Origin of the sequence: Gelria sp. Kuro-4 (genome assembly GCF_019668485.1) — a bacterium.
Taxonomy (GTDB): Bacteria; Bacillota; DTU030; order DUMP01; family DUMP01; genus DUMP01.
Window position 1 is genome coordinate 929,045 of sequence record NZ_AP024619.1, and the last position, 16,325, is coordinate 945,369.

Sequence of the window (16,325 nt, forward strand, 5' to 3'; positions counted from 1 at the left end):
TCCTTCCCGGGTAGGTGGAGTAATCCCGCGCAAAAGTTCTCCTTTCCTTTTGGGGTGGCAGGGTGCACAAAAATTGGAACCCCGGGAGGAAAAATGAAGAAAAGGGAGAAACTATGCCTGTTCGATATTTTATCTGGGAGGTATGGGCAGTGGCGCATGTCACGGGCGAACAGCTTAAGAGCTTTGCGGTGAAGGTGTTTGAGAGCCTTGGGATTCCGGCCACAGATGCTGAGACGACGGCAGAAATCCTGGTGCAGGCCGATCTGAGGGGCATCGATTCCCACGGCGTGGCCCGGCTGCCGATTTACGTTAAGCGGCTCAAACTCGGCCTCATCAACAAGCGGCCTGACATCAAGGTGGTGCGGGACCGTCCCGGCGCGGCCGTCGTGGACGGTGACAACGGCCTGGGCCAGGTGGTGGGCCATAGGGCCATGACGCTCTGCCTGGAAAAGGCCCGGCAGCACGGCGTGGCTGTGGTCGGGGTGAAAAACTCCAACCACTTCGGCATCGGCGCGTACTATGCCATGATGGCCCTCAAAGAGGACATGATCGGCATGGTAGGCACCAACACTTCACCGCTCATGGCACCTTTCGGCGGTAAGCAGCCGCTCCTCGGCACCAACCCCCTGGCCATTGCCATCCCGGCCGGCAGCCAGCGTCCGGTGGTTCTGGACATGGCCACCAGCTTGGTACCGCGCGGTAAAATTGAGATCGCCGCCCGCAAAGGCGAAAAGATTCCCGTGGGCTGGGCCATCGACAAGGACGGCCGGCCCACCCAGGAACCGGAAGAGGCTCTCAAGGGCACCCTGCTTCCCATGGGCGGGCCCAAGGGCTACGGCCTGGCGCTGGTGCTGGACATCCTCTGCGGGGTGCTCAGCGGGGCGGCCTTCGGGGCTCATACCGGATCCCTGTTCGGCGATCTGGATCGGCCTCAGAACATCGGGCACTTCATGCTCGCCCTGGACGTCAACAGCTTCCGGCCCCTCAGCGAGTTCAAGAATACCATGGACAGCCTTATCCTGAGCATCAAGAACTCGGAGCCGGCGGAAGGCTTTAAAGAGCTCTTCCTCCCGGGCGAGATCGAGTACACCAAGACAGAGGAGCGGGCCCAAAAGGGTATCGACCTGAACCCTGTGGTGGCCCAGAACCTCCTCAACCTGGCGCGCGACCTGGGCCTCGTCGGCGGTGAAGCCACCGTGGACACCCTTTTCGCCTAAGCCTCCCGGACTTCGATCTGCCGGACCTTCTTCCGGGCGCGCCTACGAAGAAGACCTGGCCGAGCTGGCGGAGACACTGGAAGGCCAGGGACAGGCCATTAAAGACAGGGATTATGCCGGCTATTTGCAGCTCGATTGCGACTTCCACCGCCGGGTGGCCGTGGCTACGGGAAATGAGCTCCTGGCCGACATCATAACCAACCTGAACACACAGGTGCAGCGGTTTCTGATCCTTGCCCGCAACCTACCCGAAAAGGCGCCAAAAGGATTCCATTACCTGGCTGACTGCGTTCGGCTAATGAGGTTGTCACCGGTGCTGCTCTTAAAGGCCTCTTCAATGTCTCGCGTGGAAAGGCCGCGCGCGTACAGAACTTATTGAGTTGGTCACTTCTAAGTTAGCTCAGGTCTCTCAATTTTGGCCAGCATCGTCAGGACATTACCCAGGCTGTTTCGCTTGGATCAAACTCGGAGTGCCTGTCTTGGTTAGTACATGTACAGTGTTTGAGCAGCTCTCTTCCAGAAGCAACATTCTTATGTCTGCCTCCTTTCGCTCTCACTCCTGGAGGTGCGGCGAAAGGAGCTTTTTTTGCCCGCAAGAGGGACAGCGAAAGGAAGAGGTGATCGTATGTCAAGGCTCATTGTCCCGCGGTCGGAGGATTCGGGCTACGGAGATTGGAACTGGTTGGTTCCGCTGGGGAAGTCTGGTATTCGTTCAGTTGCGGGGAACCTGTCGAGCTTTTGCTTGGTAGTCGCTGGATGCGATCTCTGGGAGATCGGCTCTTGTGGCTGGTATGTCACTAACGGACAGAGCAGTCTCGTTCCGTTGCGGGTAGAGGCACGCAAGGTTCGCAGTTCTTGGCCGGCGGGGTAGTGTGCCCTTGCCGGCTATTTTTACAGAATGAGCCTTATGCAAAACATATAACCAGAAAGAGATCCACTTTGATTATGGAAATGGAACCACGCAGGCCCTTCAAGCGTGAAGAGACCTTAAAAAGGAACTGGTTCTGCTTACTGGAGGCCGCGAAACAATCTACGTCGTAAGAAAAAAATTTTAGGTTACGAGAGCAGGAATTTGGGCGAGGATATAGAATACGTATACAAGCACAGCAACAGGTTTTAGGAGGAAATAGCTTTGGCTGTTTTACCTAGGTTGAAAAACAACGCAGATACTCTGGCGGAGCAAGCTTACGCTATCTTAAAAAAAGCTATTGTAAACAATAAGTTTAAACCACGTGAAATCCTCTCTGAGGAAAAGCTTGCTGCTGATCTTGGTATTAGCCGCACTCCAATTAGAGCAGCCTTGTCGCGCCTGGCAATGGAAAAACTCGTTTCTAATATACCTGGGCGGGGGTCTATGGTGGCAGATATTTCGTTACAGGATGTGGAAGACCTCTTTGTAGTACGTGAGGCTCTAGAAGGTGTCTCTGCAAAGTTGGCTACCAAAAACATTACAGCACAAGAAATGGTACAAATGAAGCATTTTCTACAGCAACAACGAGATTCTTTGGCTAACGCAGACTATCTTCCATTTCTTGAAGCAGATATGCTGTTTCATGCTGAACTGGCCCGTATATCAAAGAACCGAGAGTTATATGAGATCATCCTGAGCCTTCAAGATCGCATCTTACGTTTTGAGATACTATCTAATACTATCCAAAGTAGAGCGGCAAAGGCACTGCGAGAACACAAGGATATCTTGGATGCTTTAGAGCAAGGAGATCCAGCGCTTGTTGAGCAGAAGATTATTGCCCACATACGGAGTGTTTTGCAAAGTATTAGAGAAGCTGAGGCTAAAAAACTTTCGTAGAACGAGAAGCCCATTACAAACAATGTGTCTCTTCACATGTGTATGTGTTTGCTTACTGTATACAAGCTTTTAAAGTTAGCGCGGTTCTTGTATACGTATTCAAGTACAGATGAGAAGAAACAGGGAGGAGGGGTAAGAGGAAAACATATAGACTGTGGGCAGGAGAATCAGTGGAAAGTAGAAGGGGGCGAGCTTGTGAATGATGTCGAGGTGACAAGACCGTCTGTAGCGCATGGTAATCAAAATACGGTGTTGTGGAAGTTTTTGTTGACGTCTGGACTTGGCCTGTTTTTCTTCCTATGCCCAGTATACTGGCATGGCAATTGGAACATCCCAATTGGTGTTATGTCTGAAAGCTTGGCAAAGCTGCTTAAACCATCATTACCTACCGTAGCTACTATTGCCATGTGGATTACCGCTATTTGCACTACTCTAGGAACTACGTTTAAGGTAAAACAAATTACAGAAAATGCGTTTCTTAAAGACCTGTTTCAGGTATCTTCGTTTTGGTTCATTATTCGGTGGTTAGGAGCCATTTTCGCTACCATGACACTATTGCAGGTAGGGCCGGAGGCAATCATCTCCGATGATACCGGTGGTCTAATGCTTTTCAGCTTGCTTGGTATGTTAATTGTCTGGTTCTTTGTAGCTTCTTATCTGATGCCACTTCTTACGGAATTTGGAATCATGGATTTCGTCGGCGTGCTGATTCGTGGCTTCATTAAACCTTTGTTTACTTTGCCAGGGCGTTCCGCACTTGATCTCTTAACTTCTTGGGTCGGTAATTGTAATGTAGGCGTCCAAATCACCCGTTGGCAATATGTAACCGGCTATTACACCGCGCGTGAAGCAGCCGTTATTGCAACATGTTTTTCAGCTGTTTCGCTTCCTTTCTGTCTAGTGATAGCTAATACTGCTGGTATTGCAAATGTTTTTCCTCAGTTTTATTTAGCGACTGCAGTGGCTGGGGTTGTGGCGGCGATTGTCGTGCCACGCATGCCCCCTCTTTCTCGAATCCCTGATGACTACTATGGTCCGGTAGGGAAGAGAATCAACGAACAAATTCCTATCGGAATAAGTCGGACGCGATGGGGTTTAGAACAAGCCCTTAAACGTGCAGAACAAAAAAGCATTTATCAAGCAATCGTGATCGAGGGTAGCAAAGTGTTTATTGGTATTGTGTTTGGTCTTGTGGCTCAGTCTATGGCGCTCGGTACCCTCGGTACAATGGTAGTAACCTATACTCCTGTTGTTGGATATTTGTCTACCCCGATGGTTTGGCTCTTGCAGCTTTTCCAGGTACCGGAAGCCGCTGCGGCTGCTCCTGGAACTATCATTGGTTTTGCTGATCAGTTCATCCCGGCGGTAGTTGCCAGTACACTCGTAAGCCCAATTGCTAAATTCGTGATAGCTGGTCTGTCTGTGGTTCAGATTATCTACATGACCGAGGTAGGTAGTTTTATATTAATGTGTGAGATTCCAGTAAACTTTTCCCATCTTGTTCTTGTCTTTCTAGAAAGAACGTTAGTTTGCATTCCAGTCCTTGCACTGGCGGCACATCTGGTCTTCTAAATCGAAAGGTGGGTTTAGGCATGATTCTGTTAGTAAGGAGGCTTTACCTATGAAGAACAATTTTAAAGGCCGTGATTTCCTGAGCTTGATGGATTTTACACGGGAAGAAGTCTATGAGCTTTTGGATTTGGCAGTTGAGTTAAAACGACGACATGCAATTGGAGACGACCCCAAACCTTTACAAGGCCGGACCATAGCCATGATTTTTGAAAAAAACTCCACACGTACTCGCCTTTCTTTTCAGGCGGGAATTGCTCAACTGGGTGGTCAAAGCTTCTACATGCGGCCCGATGAAATGCAACTTAACCGCGGGGAGCCTATTAAAGATACCGCAAGGGTCATCGACCGCTATTGTGACGCTTTGGTCATCCGTACCTTCGGCAAAGAGCGGGTGGAAGAATTCGCACACTATATGAAAAACCCTGTAATAAATGCCCTTACTGACCAAGAGCATCCTTGCCAGATATTGGCTGACCTAATGACCATCAGGGAGAAAAAGGGACGTCTCGAAGGGCTTAAATTGACCTTTGCTGCTGATCTTTTTAACATGGCCCACTCCCTGCTTATCGCTTGCCCGCTGATGGGCATAGACATTGCTATTGCCCATCCTGAAGGGCTTAAAGCGGATCCGAAAATAGTTGAGTTTGCCGAAGAAACAGCGCGGAAGAACGGTACAAAAGTAGTTCTTACAACCGACATGAGTGAGGCTTTGCGCGATGCAGATGTCATTTACGCCAATACCTACCATAGCATGGGCACAACCGAAGAAGAACGAAAGCAACGGGAAGCCATCTTCTTTCCATATCGCATTGACGAGGAGAAGGTAAAGGTAGCCAAAGACGATTTTATATTCCTGCATTGCTTACCCGCCTATCGAGAAGAAGAAATGACCGAATCGATTCTTGAAGGACCGCATTCTGTGGTCTGGGATGAAGCCGAAAACCGTATGCATACCGAAAAAGCCGTCTTAGCAGCAGTGGTCTATTAGAGGAGAGTTTAACATTGAAACATCGAATCGTAGTTGCTCTGGGTGGTAACGCGATCTTGCGTAAAGGAGAACGGGGTACTCTTGAAGAGCAATTAGCAAATATCCAATCTAGCTGTCGGGGATTAGCAGATCTCATAGCATTTGGTTACGAACTGGTAATTACCCATGGTAATGGACCCCAAGTAGGCAATATCCTTCTACAAAATGAAATTGCGGCACATACAGTACCACCTATGTCACTAGCAGTATGCGGAGCGGAAAGTCAGGGCTTTTTAGGGTACCTGTTACAACAGTCATTAAAAAACGAATTGCGGTGGCGCGGTATCGACCGAGATGTTGTAACAGTGGTAACAGAAACAGTGGTGAATACCGAAGATCAAGCTTTTGCTGCACCAAGTAAACCGGTTGGGCCTTTTTACAGCACGTACGAGGCCGAACGTTTGCGAGAAGAACGAGGTTGGACTCTCAAGGAAGACTGTGGCAGGGGATGGCGACGGGTAGTCGCCTCCCCGAAACCGATTGACATAGTAGAAAAGAACGCTATTAAGGTGCTTCTTTCATCCGGAAGCGTGGTAATTTGCTGCGGTGGTGGCGGTGTGCCAGTGGTACAAAAAAAAGATGGTTCGCTAGAGGGTATGGATGCGGTAGTCGACAAGGACTTGGCTGCTTCGAGGTTAGCTGAAGCTGTTGGCGCTGAACGCTTAATGATTTTAACTGACGTGTCCGCCGTGATGTTGAATTATGGTACACCAAAAGCCAAGGAACTCCATTATGTCAGGTCGAGGGACCTGCGGCAATACATTAAAGAAAAGCAATTTGCCGAGGGAAGCATGCTCCCTAAAGTAAAAGCTGCAGTCCAATTTGTTGAGAGGTGCGGTGGCGAAGCAATAATAGCGGCGCTATCAGAAGCCAGTATTGCCTTGGAAGGAAAGTGTGGTACGCATGTGGTCGCATAAGAAGGGGGAGTTTGCTCAATGCCGTTTGTTAATAGTGAATATGGTCCACTTAAGAGGGTTTTGCTTTGCCGACCAGAGTATCTAGATATTACTGTTCCCATCAACGTTATCGCAGCGAATAACAAAGAGAAAGGGGTAAACGTAGGACAAGCATGCCGCGAGCATGACGAATTCGTTCGAGCTTTTCAAGAATACGGGGTAGAAGTACTATTGGCCCCCACTAGTAAACGCTATCCGTATGAAGTCAACACCCGGGACCTAGGGGTCACTACGCCCAAGGGTATCATTTTTGGCCGATATCTGCGTGAATTGCATTGGGGTGAGCACCGATTAGCAGAGCAAGCCTTACATGAAAAGAGAATTCCCATCTTGACACAATTGCCCTTTGGCACTTTTGAAGGTGGTGACTTCATGTATGTCGACAAAGACTTTGCCGGCATTGGTATTGGCTGCCGGACCAACATGATCGGTGTGCACTGGCTACAGGCGTTGCTGGCAGATACCGGAATTACATTAATGCCAGTGGACTTCGACAAAGATTACCTCCATCTAGATATGATTTGTAATATCATTGCTCCTCAAGTTTGTGTTATCTGCACCGAAGCTGTATCTCCTGAGTTTTATAAAGAGCTTAAGAAACGCAACTTTACGTTTATCAATGTTTCGCCTTCAGAAGTATTTGACCATGCGTGTAACCTGTTAAGCATTGGCAACAACACTATCTTTTCTCATCCAAAAGCGCGAAAGGTCAATGAGCGATTGCGGGCTTTGGGGTTAAACGTTCTAGAACTGCCGCTTATGGAATGCCTAAAAAGCGGTGGTGGACCACGGTGCATGAGCTTCCCCATCGAGCGAGATGAAACTTAAATGACTGCTGACCTGGAGATGTATTTTCCGGCGCTGCAACAATCTGTTATTATTCCCCAACATCAGATTCAATGGATAATAAGGCCCCAAAAGTACTGTCACGTTCGTGACTCCCAGGCTTTAGTAAGGGCAGCCTTGGCTGCGCCGAACCCATACGGTCTGGAGCTAACGAACGTGGTACGACGAAAAGAGGTCGAGCGGCGTCGTACAGTGATCGTCATTGACGATGTTACCAGACCTACGCCGGTCAGGTTGATCCTGCCGGAATTGCTTTCCCAACTGTCTAGTGCCGGAGTTTCATTGGACGACATAATCCTGTTAGTGGCCACCGGGTCGCATGCCCCTGTGGCCGAACCTCAGCTTGTTGGGAGGATAGGTGCTGATGTATTTGCAGCCGTAAATGTAGTTCAACACAAATCGCGGGAAACTAAGGATTTGGTCAAAGTAGGGTCGATTGGAGATGGGATGCCCCTTGTATTGAATCAGTACTACATGGAGGCAGATATTAAAATAGCGCTAGGAAATGTAGTCCCTCACGTTAACGTTGGTTGGGGCGGCGGCTGCAAAGCAATAGTTCCTGGTATCAGTGGTCAGGAGACTATTGACCACCTGCATTTCACTGCGGCTAAACATGTTCCACGGTTTTTGGGCCAGCTGGATAACCCGATCCGACGGGAAGTGGAAGAAGCCGCCTTGACTACAAGCCTCGATTATATCGTCAACACGGTGGTAGATTTCTCGGGTAATTTGGTTTCGGTGCACGCAGGTCATCCCTTGGCGGCTCATAAACAAGCCGTGGAAGTGGCACGAACATTAATGTGCCCTCAAGTCAAGGGAACGTGTGATATTGTAGTAGTCGATGCGTATCCGATGGATCAGGACTTTTGGCAAGCGTCGAAAGCGCTCACCACAGCCACGCGCTTAGTAAAGCCAGGAGGGAAAATTGTATTGCTAGCCCGGTGCCCTGAAGGAATCGGGACTGGACACGACGATTTAATGCAAATTGCACGATACACTCCGGCCGAAATGGACATGTTGGTTGAAAAAGGAGATATCATGCCAACGGCTGAAGTGGCTGTAGCGCGCGAAGTCGCTCAAGACCGGGAGAAGGCGGAGATCCTTATTTGTTCTCGGGGTCTAACGCGGGAAATGGTGAAAAGCCTAGGGTTAAGCAAAATAAGTAGTTTGTCTGCCGCGTTATCGTCATCGGCTTTCAGCCGATCGACTATAGGAATAATGTTCCGTGGCGGTGAGATTGCCCCTGTTGTGGTAGAGTAGGAACGTGCCAGCAAAATGGTTTTCATAGCAAATGACATCAGAAAGAGTGCCGGGCTGGGCGATGAAGATTCTCGCCTTGGTCGGCAAGCAAGTGCCTGCGCGGTACCCTGATGGTATACGTATACTTGTACATTCGGATTCCGGCCCAATTCCTACATGGTAGTGGTGCGGTGCCTGTTACGATACGCTGAGGAGTGTGGAGTATGGAACAGATCGTCTTTCTAGACGATGTGGAGTGTGCCAAGTATCAAGAGCTGCTGGAGCCCCTACAACGGTTTGGTGGATTAACGGTCTACACGACGGTGCCAAAGAATAACCGCGAGCTGCTAGAACGTGTCCACGATGCCACCGTTGTCTGCTTTGGACTGTCCCATTTTACCAAGGAGGTCCTGAGTGCCTGCCCGGATCTTAAACTTCTTTGTTTTCTGGGAACGGGGGTGTGGGACTATGTAGACTTGGAAGCTGCAAACAAGCTGCGTATTGCTGTCATGAATGTGGCTGACTATGGTACCAACGCTGTGGCCGAGCATGTATTGGCCCTGATGCTAGCTGTTAACCGCCATATCTGCGAGGCACACCAAAGGGTACTGTGGGGTATTTGGGACCAAAGTGGCTTGGCAGGAGTGGAACTGGCGGGCAGCACGCTGGGGATCGTTGGACTTGGGAGAATTGGCCGCAGGGTTGCAGAAATTGGGTTACAGTTAGGTATGCGGGTATGCGGTTATGACAATGTGCCACCGCAACAATGGCCCGGCTTCCAGCAAATTGAGTTCATGTCTCTACGCAATGTTGTAAGAACCGCCGATTACCTTACCATTCATTTGCCTGGACTTCCAGAGACACAGAACGTGGTGAATGCGGACGTACTTAAATTGCTAAAAAAGGACGCAGTCGTTATTAACACATCTCGAGGTGAGGTTTTGGATAATGAATTCTTGGCCCATCTCTTGAGAACGGGAAGAATCAGGGGAGCGGGATTAGACGTCTTCCCTACAGAACCGCCAGGTAACGATAACCCATACCTAGGGTTAACCAACGTGGTGCTTACTCCCCACATCGGCTTTGCCACAAGAAATGCGATCCAGCGCCTACTGCAAACCGCTGTACAGCAAATAGCAGATTTCCTCGTAGATGAGCAGCGAGTAGTTGTGAATGCCCAGGAAAAAGAATCTATTAATAATTAATAAATGGAGGAAGAGATAATGTTAACCATGTATGAACGTGCACAAAAGGTTTTCCCACCGGCCGCGGGTCGCAGTACCCAGCTCGGGGTAGTGCGTGCCGAGGGCGCCTATGTCTATACCGAGGACGGACGCCGGTACCTGGACTTTGCAAGCGGCGTGGCAGTGGCGAACACCGGGCATAGGCACCCGGCGGTAGTGCACGCGGCGGAGGAGCAGCTCAAGAAGGCCATTCACGTCGGCCATAACGTGGCCTGGTACGAACCGTACGTGACGCTCGGCGAGCGGCTGGTCGCGGCCACCGGCGGCGACACCATGGTCTACTTCAGCAACAGCGGCGCCGAGGCCAACGAGGGCGCGGTGAAACTGGCCAAGTACGTCACGCGGCGGCCGGCCGTGATCGCCTTCAAGGGCGCCTTCCACGGGCGTACTCTGGGGACAATTTCCCTTACCACCTCGAACTCCGCCTACCGCAAACACTACGAGGGCCTGCTTCCCAGCGTCTACTTCGCCGACTACCCCTACTGCTACCGCTGCCCCTTCGGGCAAGAAGCAGGCCAGTGCGACTTTGCCTGCACCCAGCAGTTCACGAAGATCTTCAAGCACTTGGTGGATCCGGAAGAGGTGGCGGCCATCATCATGGAACCGGTGGCCGGCGAGGGCGGCTACATCGTTCCGCCGGTCGAGTTCGTGCGCGCGGTACGGCAGGTGTGCAATGAACATGGGATTAAGCTGATCTTTGACGAAATCCAGACCGGTTTCGGCCGCACGGGGCGCCTCTTTGCCCACGAACACTTCGGCGTCCGGCCGGACATCATGTCGGTGGCCAAAGGCATCGCTTCCGGCTTCCCCCTGAGTGCCGTCATCGGCAAGCGGGAACTCATGGAAAAGTGGCCGGCCGGGGCGCACGGCGGCACCTTCGGCGGCAACCCGGTGGCCTGCGCGGCGGCCGTAGCCACCCTGGACCTCCTGCAGGGTGGGCTGGTGGAGAACGCGCGCGTGCAGGGCGCCTACTTCATGGCGCGCCTTCAAGAGCTCAAGGAGCGTTTCAGTTGCTTGGGCGACCTGCGCGGCCTTGGCCTCATGATCGGTGCCGAGTTTGTGGGCCCCCACAAGGAGCCGGCTACCGACCTGGTGAGGCACCTGCAGGCGGCCTGCCTGGAACGCGGCCTGATCCTCCTCAACTGCGGCGCTGACAAGAACGTCATCCGGTTCATCGCACCCCTCATCGTCACAAAAGAACAGATCGATCAAGCTACAGAAATTCTTGGAGAGGCCCTAGCTACTGTGGCGAGCAGATAAAGCCAAGATCCCTCAAAGGCGGGTTTACGCTTCACCACACACTGCTTACTTATAGATGTTGCCGTGCGGCCAGATGCTCAGTGCCACTAAGAGGTGTGCTGTGTCTTTCAGAGCGGTCTCGGCCCGAGCAATTCTTGCTTCTGGGGCAGCGGAGGACGGGGCGGCATTGTGGACGAAGAGGCGCTGTATGCCGTCCTTACCTCCGGGCACCTGGGCGGCTTTAGCGGTGAGGTGATGGAGACGGAGCCGTCGGTGAAGAGTAAGCCCTTCAACCTGCCCAACGTGGTGGTCACCCCGCACATTGGCGGTAACACCCACGAGGCTCAGCAGCACATTGGCTTAAGGTTGGTACAAGAAGTCAAGAAGATTATCGCACCGAGAGCGACCCAGTCGGTTACGCCAAGCCCTGCCTCAGCGGCGGGGCTTTTTCCCGAGGATCACACGCTGACTAGGTACCAATGCACTGCCGGAAGATGGATCGACAGGCGTCCGGCGGCTAGAGCCAGAGTGTACCTAGAGGATAAGTGTAAATGGCTGGGTGGTTTAGGCAGGCAACGAGGCTACTTGATTAATAAGGAGGAATTAATCATGGTCGGCGGTTACACCGGCAAGATTCTAAGGGTAAACTTGACAGAGGGTAAAACGTGGACCGAGGATTTGGACCTGGGTGCGGCGCGGAGGTTTGTTGGGGGGAGCGGCCTCGCTGCCAAGTATCTGTTCGAGGAAACCGGTGCTGGTACTGATCCCCTTGGGCCGGACAACTTGTTGATCTTTATGACGGGTCCCTTTACGGGTACAATCGTTCCGAATTCGGGCCGGCATGCCGTGGTGGCGCGCTCGCCCCTTACCGGGATCTGGGGCGAGGGGGACGTGGGTGGCACCTGGGGCGTCATGCTGAAACGAGCCGGGTATGATGGTATCCTCATCAAGGGCAGGGCCGACGATCCGGTGTACCTATGGGTTAACGAAAACGGGGTCGAAATCCGTTCGGCGCGGCATCTCTGGGGTAAAGACACGTTTGAGACGGCCGAACTGCTCAAGGCGGAAACCCACTCGAAGGCTGTCATAAGCTCCATCGGTCCTGCGGGCGAAAACCTGGTGAAGCTAGCCGTTGTAATGAGCGATGGGCGCGACGCCCGGGCGGCCGGGCGTGGTGGTCTGGGTGCCGTCATGGGGTCCAAGAACCTTAAAGCCCTTGCCGTCTATGGAACCAAACGGCTCCCGGTGGCTGACGCCGAAAGCCTTAAGGGGCTCACCAAAGAAATGGCCAGGACCATTGCGGAGCGAACCCAGGGTATGGCCCGCTTCGGCACGGCCGGCGGCCTCCAGGCCATGGAGGAGCTGGGCGACCTGCCCATCCGCAACTGGTATCAGGGCAGTTGGCCGGAAGGAGCAGCTAAGATTGGCGGCCAGCGTATGGCCGAGAGCATTCTGACACGGAATTACCACTGTGGAGCCTGTGTTATCGGTTGCGGCCGGGTAGTCAAGCTAGGCCGCGGGGAGTACGCCGGAGTCGAACAGGGTGGACCGGAGTACGAAACCCTGGCTTCACTTGGCGCCCTCTGCCTGGTGGATGACCTGGAAGCCGTAGCCCTGGCCAACGAATACTGCAACCGTTACGGGCTGGACACCATCTCCACCGGCTCTGCCGTCGCTTTTGCCATGGAGTGCTGGGAGCATGGCCTGATAACTGCGAAAGATACCGACGGGCTCAAGCTCGAGTGGGGAAGCGCTGAAGCAATGCTGACGCTGGTGCAGGCCATTGCCCGGCGCGAGAGGCTCGGCCGGCTGTTGGCGGACGGAGTCCGAGCGGCGGCCCAGGCTTTGGGTCCCCGGGCGGAGGAATACGCCATTCATGTCAAGGGCCTGGAATTTCCCGCGCATGACCCGCGTGCCTATAACAGCGTGGCGGTCGGGTATGCTACCTCGAACAGGGGAGCATGCCACCTGCAGGGCTTCACCCATATGTTCGAGAAGAGCGTCACCATGCCCGAGCTCGGCTACGACGAGATCCAGGATCGGTTCGGCGTTGAGGGCAAGGGTGAGCTGACGGCCAAGTGCCAAGACCTTATGTGCCTGATGGACGCACTAAAAATGTGCAAGTTCTCTTTGTCGGGCGGGGTGAAGGTCACCCACATGATCAAATGGCTCAATTACGTAACTGGTTGGGATGTTTCGCTACAGGAATTCCTCAAGACAGGGGAGCGCATCTTTAACCTAAAGCGCCTGTATAACGTGCGCTGCGGCAGCAGCTGCAAGGACGACACGCTGCCACCTCGCATCCTGACTCACAAGCGAGGGAGCGGCGGTGCAGCAGACAACCTGCCGCCCCTAGGCAAAATGCTCAGTGAATACTATGCCTACCGGGGTTGGAGCGAAGAAGGGATCCCAACGCGTGAAAAACTACGTGAACTCGGCCTTAAAGAGTATGCAATTGAATCTATCCCTTATTAACTTCCGCTTTTCAGCTTTCCTATCGACCAAAGGCTTTCTAAGCAGCCGGGCCAAGTGCGCCAGTTCTCTAGGTGCTTCTAGTGCTAGTGCACGGCGAACTACTGCTCGTTGCGGCTGCATGATTGATCGGCTCCCAGGCGCACGTTTCAAAGCGTACCTCGCATACCGGCGGCGTCCCACTAGGTTAGGTGTTTTCATGGTTAACTTCACCGACCGTGCTCTGGAAAGTCTCAAAGCCCTGGCCACGCGGCTAGACAAAGATCACCCCGAGGCCGCAGGGAGTCTGCGGGAAGGGGGATACCCCCGCTCGAGATCTTGAGCCCGCGCCAACGCGCCGCGGGCTGTTTTTTGCGCTTATACAGTCCGCATCCTCAGGCATAATGGTGTTCCCATTTTTTCTCCTGAACCTTCCGCATCTCAGACTATTGATGTTATAATTAACATGATTACACTACCCGGGTAGCGTACTTCGGAACATGATCCGGCGCACTTCCGCTTGATGTTAGGTTCAAGGAGGTGGGGCTTTGCTCCCTGCAGAATCCCGTTATTCCCGGCAGATTTTGGTTCCAGGAATCGGAGTGGAAGGGCAAAAGGCTATTCAGGAAGCGACGGCAGTAGTGATCGGTCTGGGAGCTTTGGGCAGCACCGTCGCCAACCTGCTCGCCCGGGCAGGGGTCGGGACCTTGAGACTGGTGGACCGGGATTTCGTCGACTGGACCAACCTGCAAAGACAGGGTCTGTACGAGGAAGAAGACGCCAGGAAGTGTCTGCCTAAAGCGGTGGCGGCGCACCGGCATCTTGCGCGTGTGAACTCGGAAATCCGTTACGAAAGCATTGTCGCCGATGTGAACCCGGGCAATATCGAACAGATACTGTCCGGAGCCACGGTTGTGGTGGACGGCCTGGACAACTTTTACACCCGGGCTCTGGTCAACGAGGCCAGCGTAAAAATGACCATCCCTTGGATTCACGGAGCCTGCGTCTCTACTTACGGGACCGCAGCCACAATTGTGCCCGGAGAGACCGCCTGCTACAACTGCCTTTTCCCAGATGCGGCTGCCATGACGTCGGCAAACACTTGTGATACTGTCGGCATCCTCGGTCCGGTGGCCTTTGCTGTGGCCTCCTGGGAGGCAGCTGAGGCGCTTAAGATACTGGCCGGCCGGAAAGAGGAGGTTTCCCGCCGGCTGATGTTTCTTGATCTGTGGCTCAATGACGTGCATTTTGTCCCAGCCGAACGCAATCTTGAGTGCCGGGTTTGCGGGCGCAGGGAGTTCAGCCTCCTTGACAGGAATGCTCCGCTTACAACGACCTCCCTCTGCGGCCGCAACGCCATCCAGGTGGTGCCTGCCGTCGCCCGCAGCTTTGACTTTGAGTCCACTGTGGATAGGTTGAAAAAGGCCGTCCCGATAGAAAGCAACCAGTATCTCCTTAAGTTCAAGGTCGGGCAATGTGAGCTGGTGGTTTTTCGAGACGGCAGGGCCATAGTGTTCGGTACGGATGACCCCAAAATCGCGAAAAGCCTCTACGGGAGGTATATCGGTGGCTGAGCTGATGAAAGATGACTTTGTGTATTTGGATAATGCCGCAACTACCTGGCCGAAGCCGGAAAATGTCTATAAGGCTGTGAATGACTGCCTGCGGGAGCTGAGTGCGAATCCGGGAAGATCGTCGCACCGGCTCTCCATCGCGGCGGAACGAACCGTTGATGAAGCCCGGTTAACCCTGGCTCAGTTCTTCCACGCACCTGCGCCGGAACACGTCGTCTTCACCCTGAACTGCACGGACTCTCTGAACATCGCCCTCAAAGGCCTCTTAAAACCCGGCAGCCGGGTCCTAACCAGTCCGTATGAGCACAACTCTGTGATGCGGCCCCTAAATAATCTGCGCCGGGCAGGTGTGAGGGTGGAGGTGGCGCGGGGAACGGCGGACCATCAAGTAGATCTCGACCACTGGCGGGAACTGTGCGGACGGGGGGTTGACGTCGCGGTGGTCACCCATGCTTCCAACGTAACCGGCCGCATTCAGCCGGTGGCAGCGATGGCCGAAGCCGTGCACCGGTCCGGCGGCATACTGGTCTTGGATGCGGCGCAAACCGCTGGAAAGACGGATATAAACATGGCGGAGCTGGGTGTGGACGTCCTGGCGGCTCCAGGGCACAAGGGGTTGTTCGGACCGATGGGCGTAGGCGTTTTGATCGTCGGCCAGGACCTGCGGGTAAAGCCCTTCCGCGAAGGCGGTTCCGGCGTGCATTCCGAAGACGAGCTCCAGCCCGAAGCTCTACCGTGGGCTTTAGAGGCCGGAACACCCAACCTACCCGGCATTGCGGGCCTTACGGCGGGGGTTCGCTTCATTCAATCCGTGGGCGTCGAGTCGGTGGCCGCCAAGGAAACGGAACTGGCGCGGGCTTTAGCCGCTGGGCTCCAAACCATCCCGGGAGTAAGGCTGTACTGTGACCCTGAAGACCCGCAAACGGGGATTGTCTCCTTTACCGTAGATGGGCAGGATGTAGCCCTCCTCGGAACAATACTCGACCAGGCCTTCAGCATCGGGGTAAGAGCGGGCCTGCATTGTTCACCGGCTGCTCATAAAGCCGTCGGCACGTTTCCCGAGGGGACGCTGCGGGCCAGCGTGGGCTACTTCAATTCCCTACCGGACGTCGAACGGCTGCTCACGGCCGTTCGCCAGATCCGCTTGGTGTAA

General features: G+C 53.6%; 13 protein-coding genes. All 13 read left to right on the forward strand.

Going from position 1 to position 16,325, the window contains the following annotated elements; all coding sequences use genetic code 11:
- Positions 1–149: 149 nt before the first annotated feature.
- The 13 genes from K5554_RS04710 (at position 150) to K5554_RS04770 (ending at position 16,325) form a co-directional block, all read left to right on the forward strand.
- Positions 150–1,217, forward strand: coding sequence for an Ldh family oxidoreductase (locus K5554_RS04710; protein ID WP_221039985.1), 1,068 nt, complete (start codon positions 150–152; stop codon positions 1,215–1,217).
- The gene (locus K5554_RS14670) at positions 1,186–1,596 is read left to right on the forward strand and encodes an FCD domain-containing protein (protein ID WP_221039986.1); all 411 of its coding nucleotides are present in this window, start codon (positions 1,186–1,188) and stop codon (positions 1,594–1,596) included. The genes K5554_RS04710 and K5554_RS14670 overlap by 32 nt, the downstream gene beginning before the upstream one ends.
- 753 nt (positions 1,597–2,349) lie before the next feature.
- A complete protein-coding gene (locus tag K5554_RS04720; RefSeq protein ID WP_221039987.1) occupies positions 2,350–3,024 on the forward strand; it encodes a GntR family transcriptional regulator in 675 nt (224 codons plus the stop codon).
- Between the two features lie 195 nt (positions 3,025–3,219).
- Complete coding sequence (locus K5554_RS04725) at positions 3,220–4,596, forward strand: YjiH family protein (RefSeq protein ID WP_221039988.1); 1,377 nt, start codon at positions 3,220–3,222, stop codon at positions 4,594–4,596.
- Positions 4,597–4,645: 49 nt separating this feature from the next.
- Positions 4,646–5,584, forward strand: coding sequence for an ornithine carbamoyltransferase (gene argF / locus K5554_RS04730; RefSeq protein WP_221039989.1), 939 nt, complete (start codon positions 4,646–4,648; stop codon positions 5,582–5,584).
- Positions 5,585–5,598: 14 nt separating this feature from the next.
- Positions 5,599–6,540, forward strand: a complete 942-nt coding sequence (arcC, locus tag K5554_RS04735; protein WP_221039990.1) for a carbamate kinase — start codon at positions 5,599–5,601, stop codon at positions 6,538–6,540.
- Positions 6,541–6,558: 18 nt separating this feature from the next.
- Entirely contained in the window at positions 6,559–7,407 is an 849-nt protein-coding gene (locus tag K5554_RS04740) for a dimethylarginine dimethylaminohydrolase family protein (protein WP_221039991.1), read from the forward strand.
- Positions 7,408–8,685, forward strand: a complete 1,278-nt coding sequence (larA, locus tag K5554_RS04745) for a nickel-dependent lactate racemase (RefSeq protein WP_221039992.1) — start codon at positions 7,408–7,410, stop codon at positions 8,683–8,685.
- A gap of 203 nt (positions 8,686–8,888) precedes the next feature.
- A complete protein-coding gene (locus tag K5554_RS04750) occupies positions 8,889–9,869 on the forward strand; it encodes a 2-hydroxyacid dehydrogenase (protein WP_221039993.1) in 981 nt (326 codons plus the stop codon).
- Between the two features lie 18 nt (positions 9,870–9,887).
- Positions 9,888–11,168, forward strand: a complete 1,281-nt coding sequence (locus tag K5554_RS04755; RefSeq protein ID WP_221039994.1) for an aspartate aminotransferase family protein — start codon at positions 9,888–9,890, stop codon at positions 11,166–11,168.
- A gap of 93 nt (positions 11,169–11,261) precedes the next feature.
- A complete protein-coding gene (locus K5554_RS04760; RefSeq protein WP_255565509.1) occupies positions 11,262–13,622 on the forward strand; it encodes an aldehyde ferredoxin oxidoreductase C-terminal domain-containing protein in 2,361 nt (786 codons plus the stop codon).
- Positions 13,623–14,146: 524 nt separating this feature from the next.
- Positions 14,147–15,172, forward strand: coding sequence for a ThiF family adenylyltransferase (locus tag K5554_RS04765; RefSeq protein WP_221039996.1), 1,026 nt, complete (start codon positions 14,147–14,149; stop codon positions 15,170–15,172).
- Complete coding sequence (locus K5554_RS04770; protein ID WP_221039997.1) at positions 15,165–16,325, forward strand: aminotransferase class V-fold PLP-dependent enzyme; 1,161 nt, start codon at positions 15,165–15,167, stop codon at positions 16,323–16,325. The genes K5554_RS04765 and K5554_RS04770 overlap by 8 nt, the downstream gene beginning before the upstream one ends.

Excerpts from the sequence above, each read along its gene's own strand:
- K5554_RS04750 (WP_221039993.1), top strand. The coding sequence starts at position 8,889 with ATGGAACAGATCGTCTTTCTAGACGATGTGGAGTGTGCCAAGTATCAA.
- argF (WP_221039989.1), top strand. The coding sequence starts at position 4,646 with ATGAAGAACAATTTTAAAGGCCGTGATTTCCTGAGCTTGATGGATTTT.
- K5554_RS04740 (WP_221039991.1), top strand. The coding sequence starts at position 6,559 with ATGCCGTTTGTTAATAGTGAATATGGTCCACTTAAGAGGGTTTTGCTT.
- K5554_RS04755 (WP_221039994.1), top strand. The coding sequence starts at position 9,888 with ATGTTAACCATGTATGAACGTGCACAAAAGGTTTTCCCACCGGCCGCG.
- larA (WP_221039992.1), top strand. The coding sequence starts at position 7,408 with ATGACTGCTGACCTGGAGATGTATTTTCCGGCGCTGCAACAATCTGTT.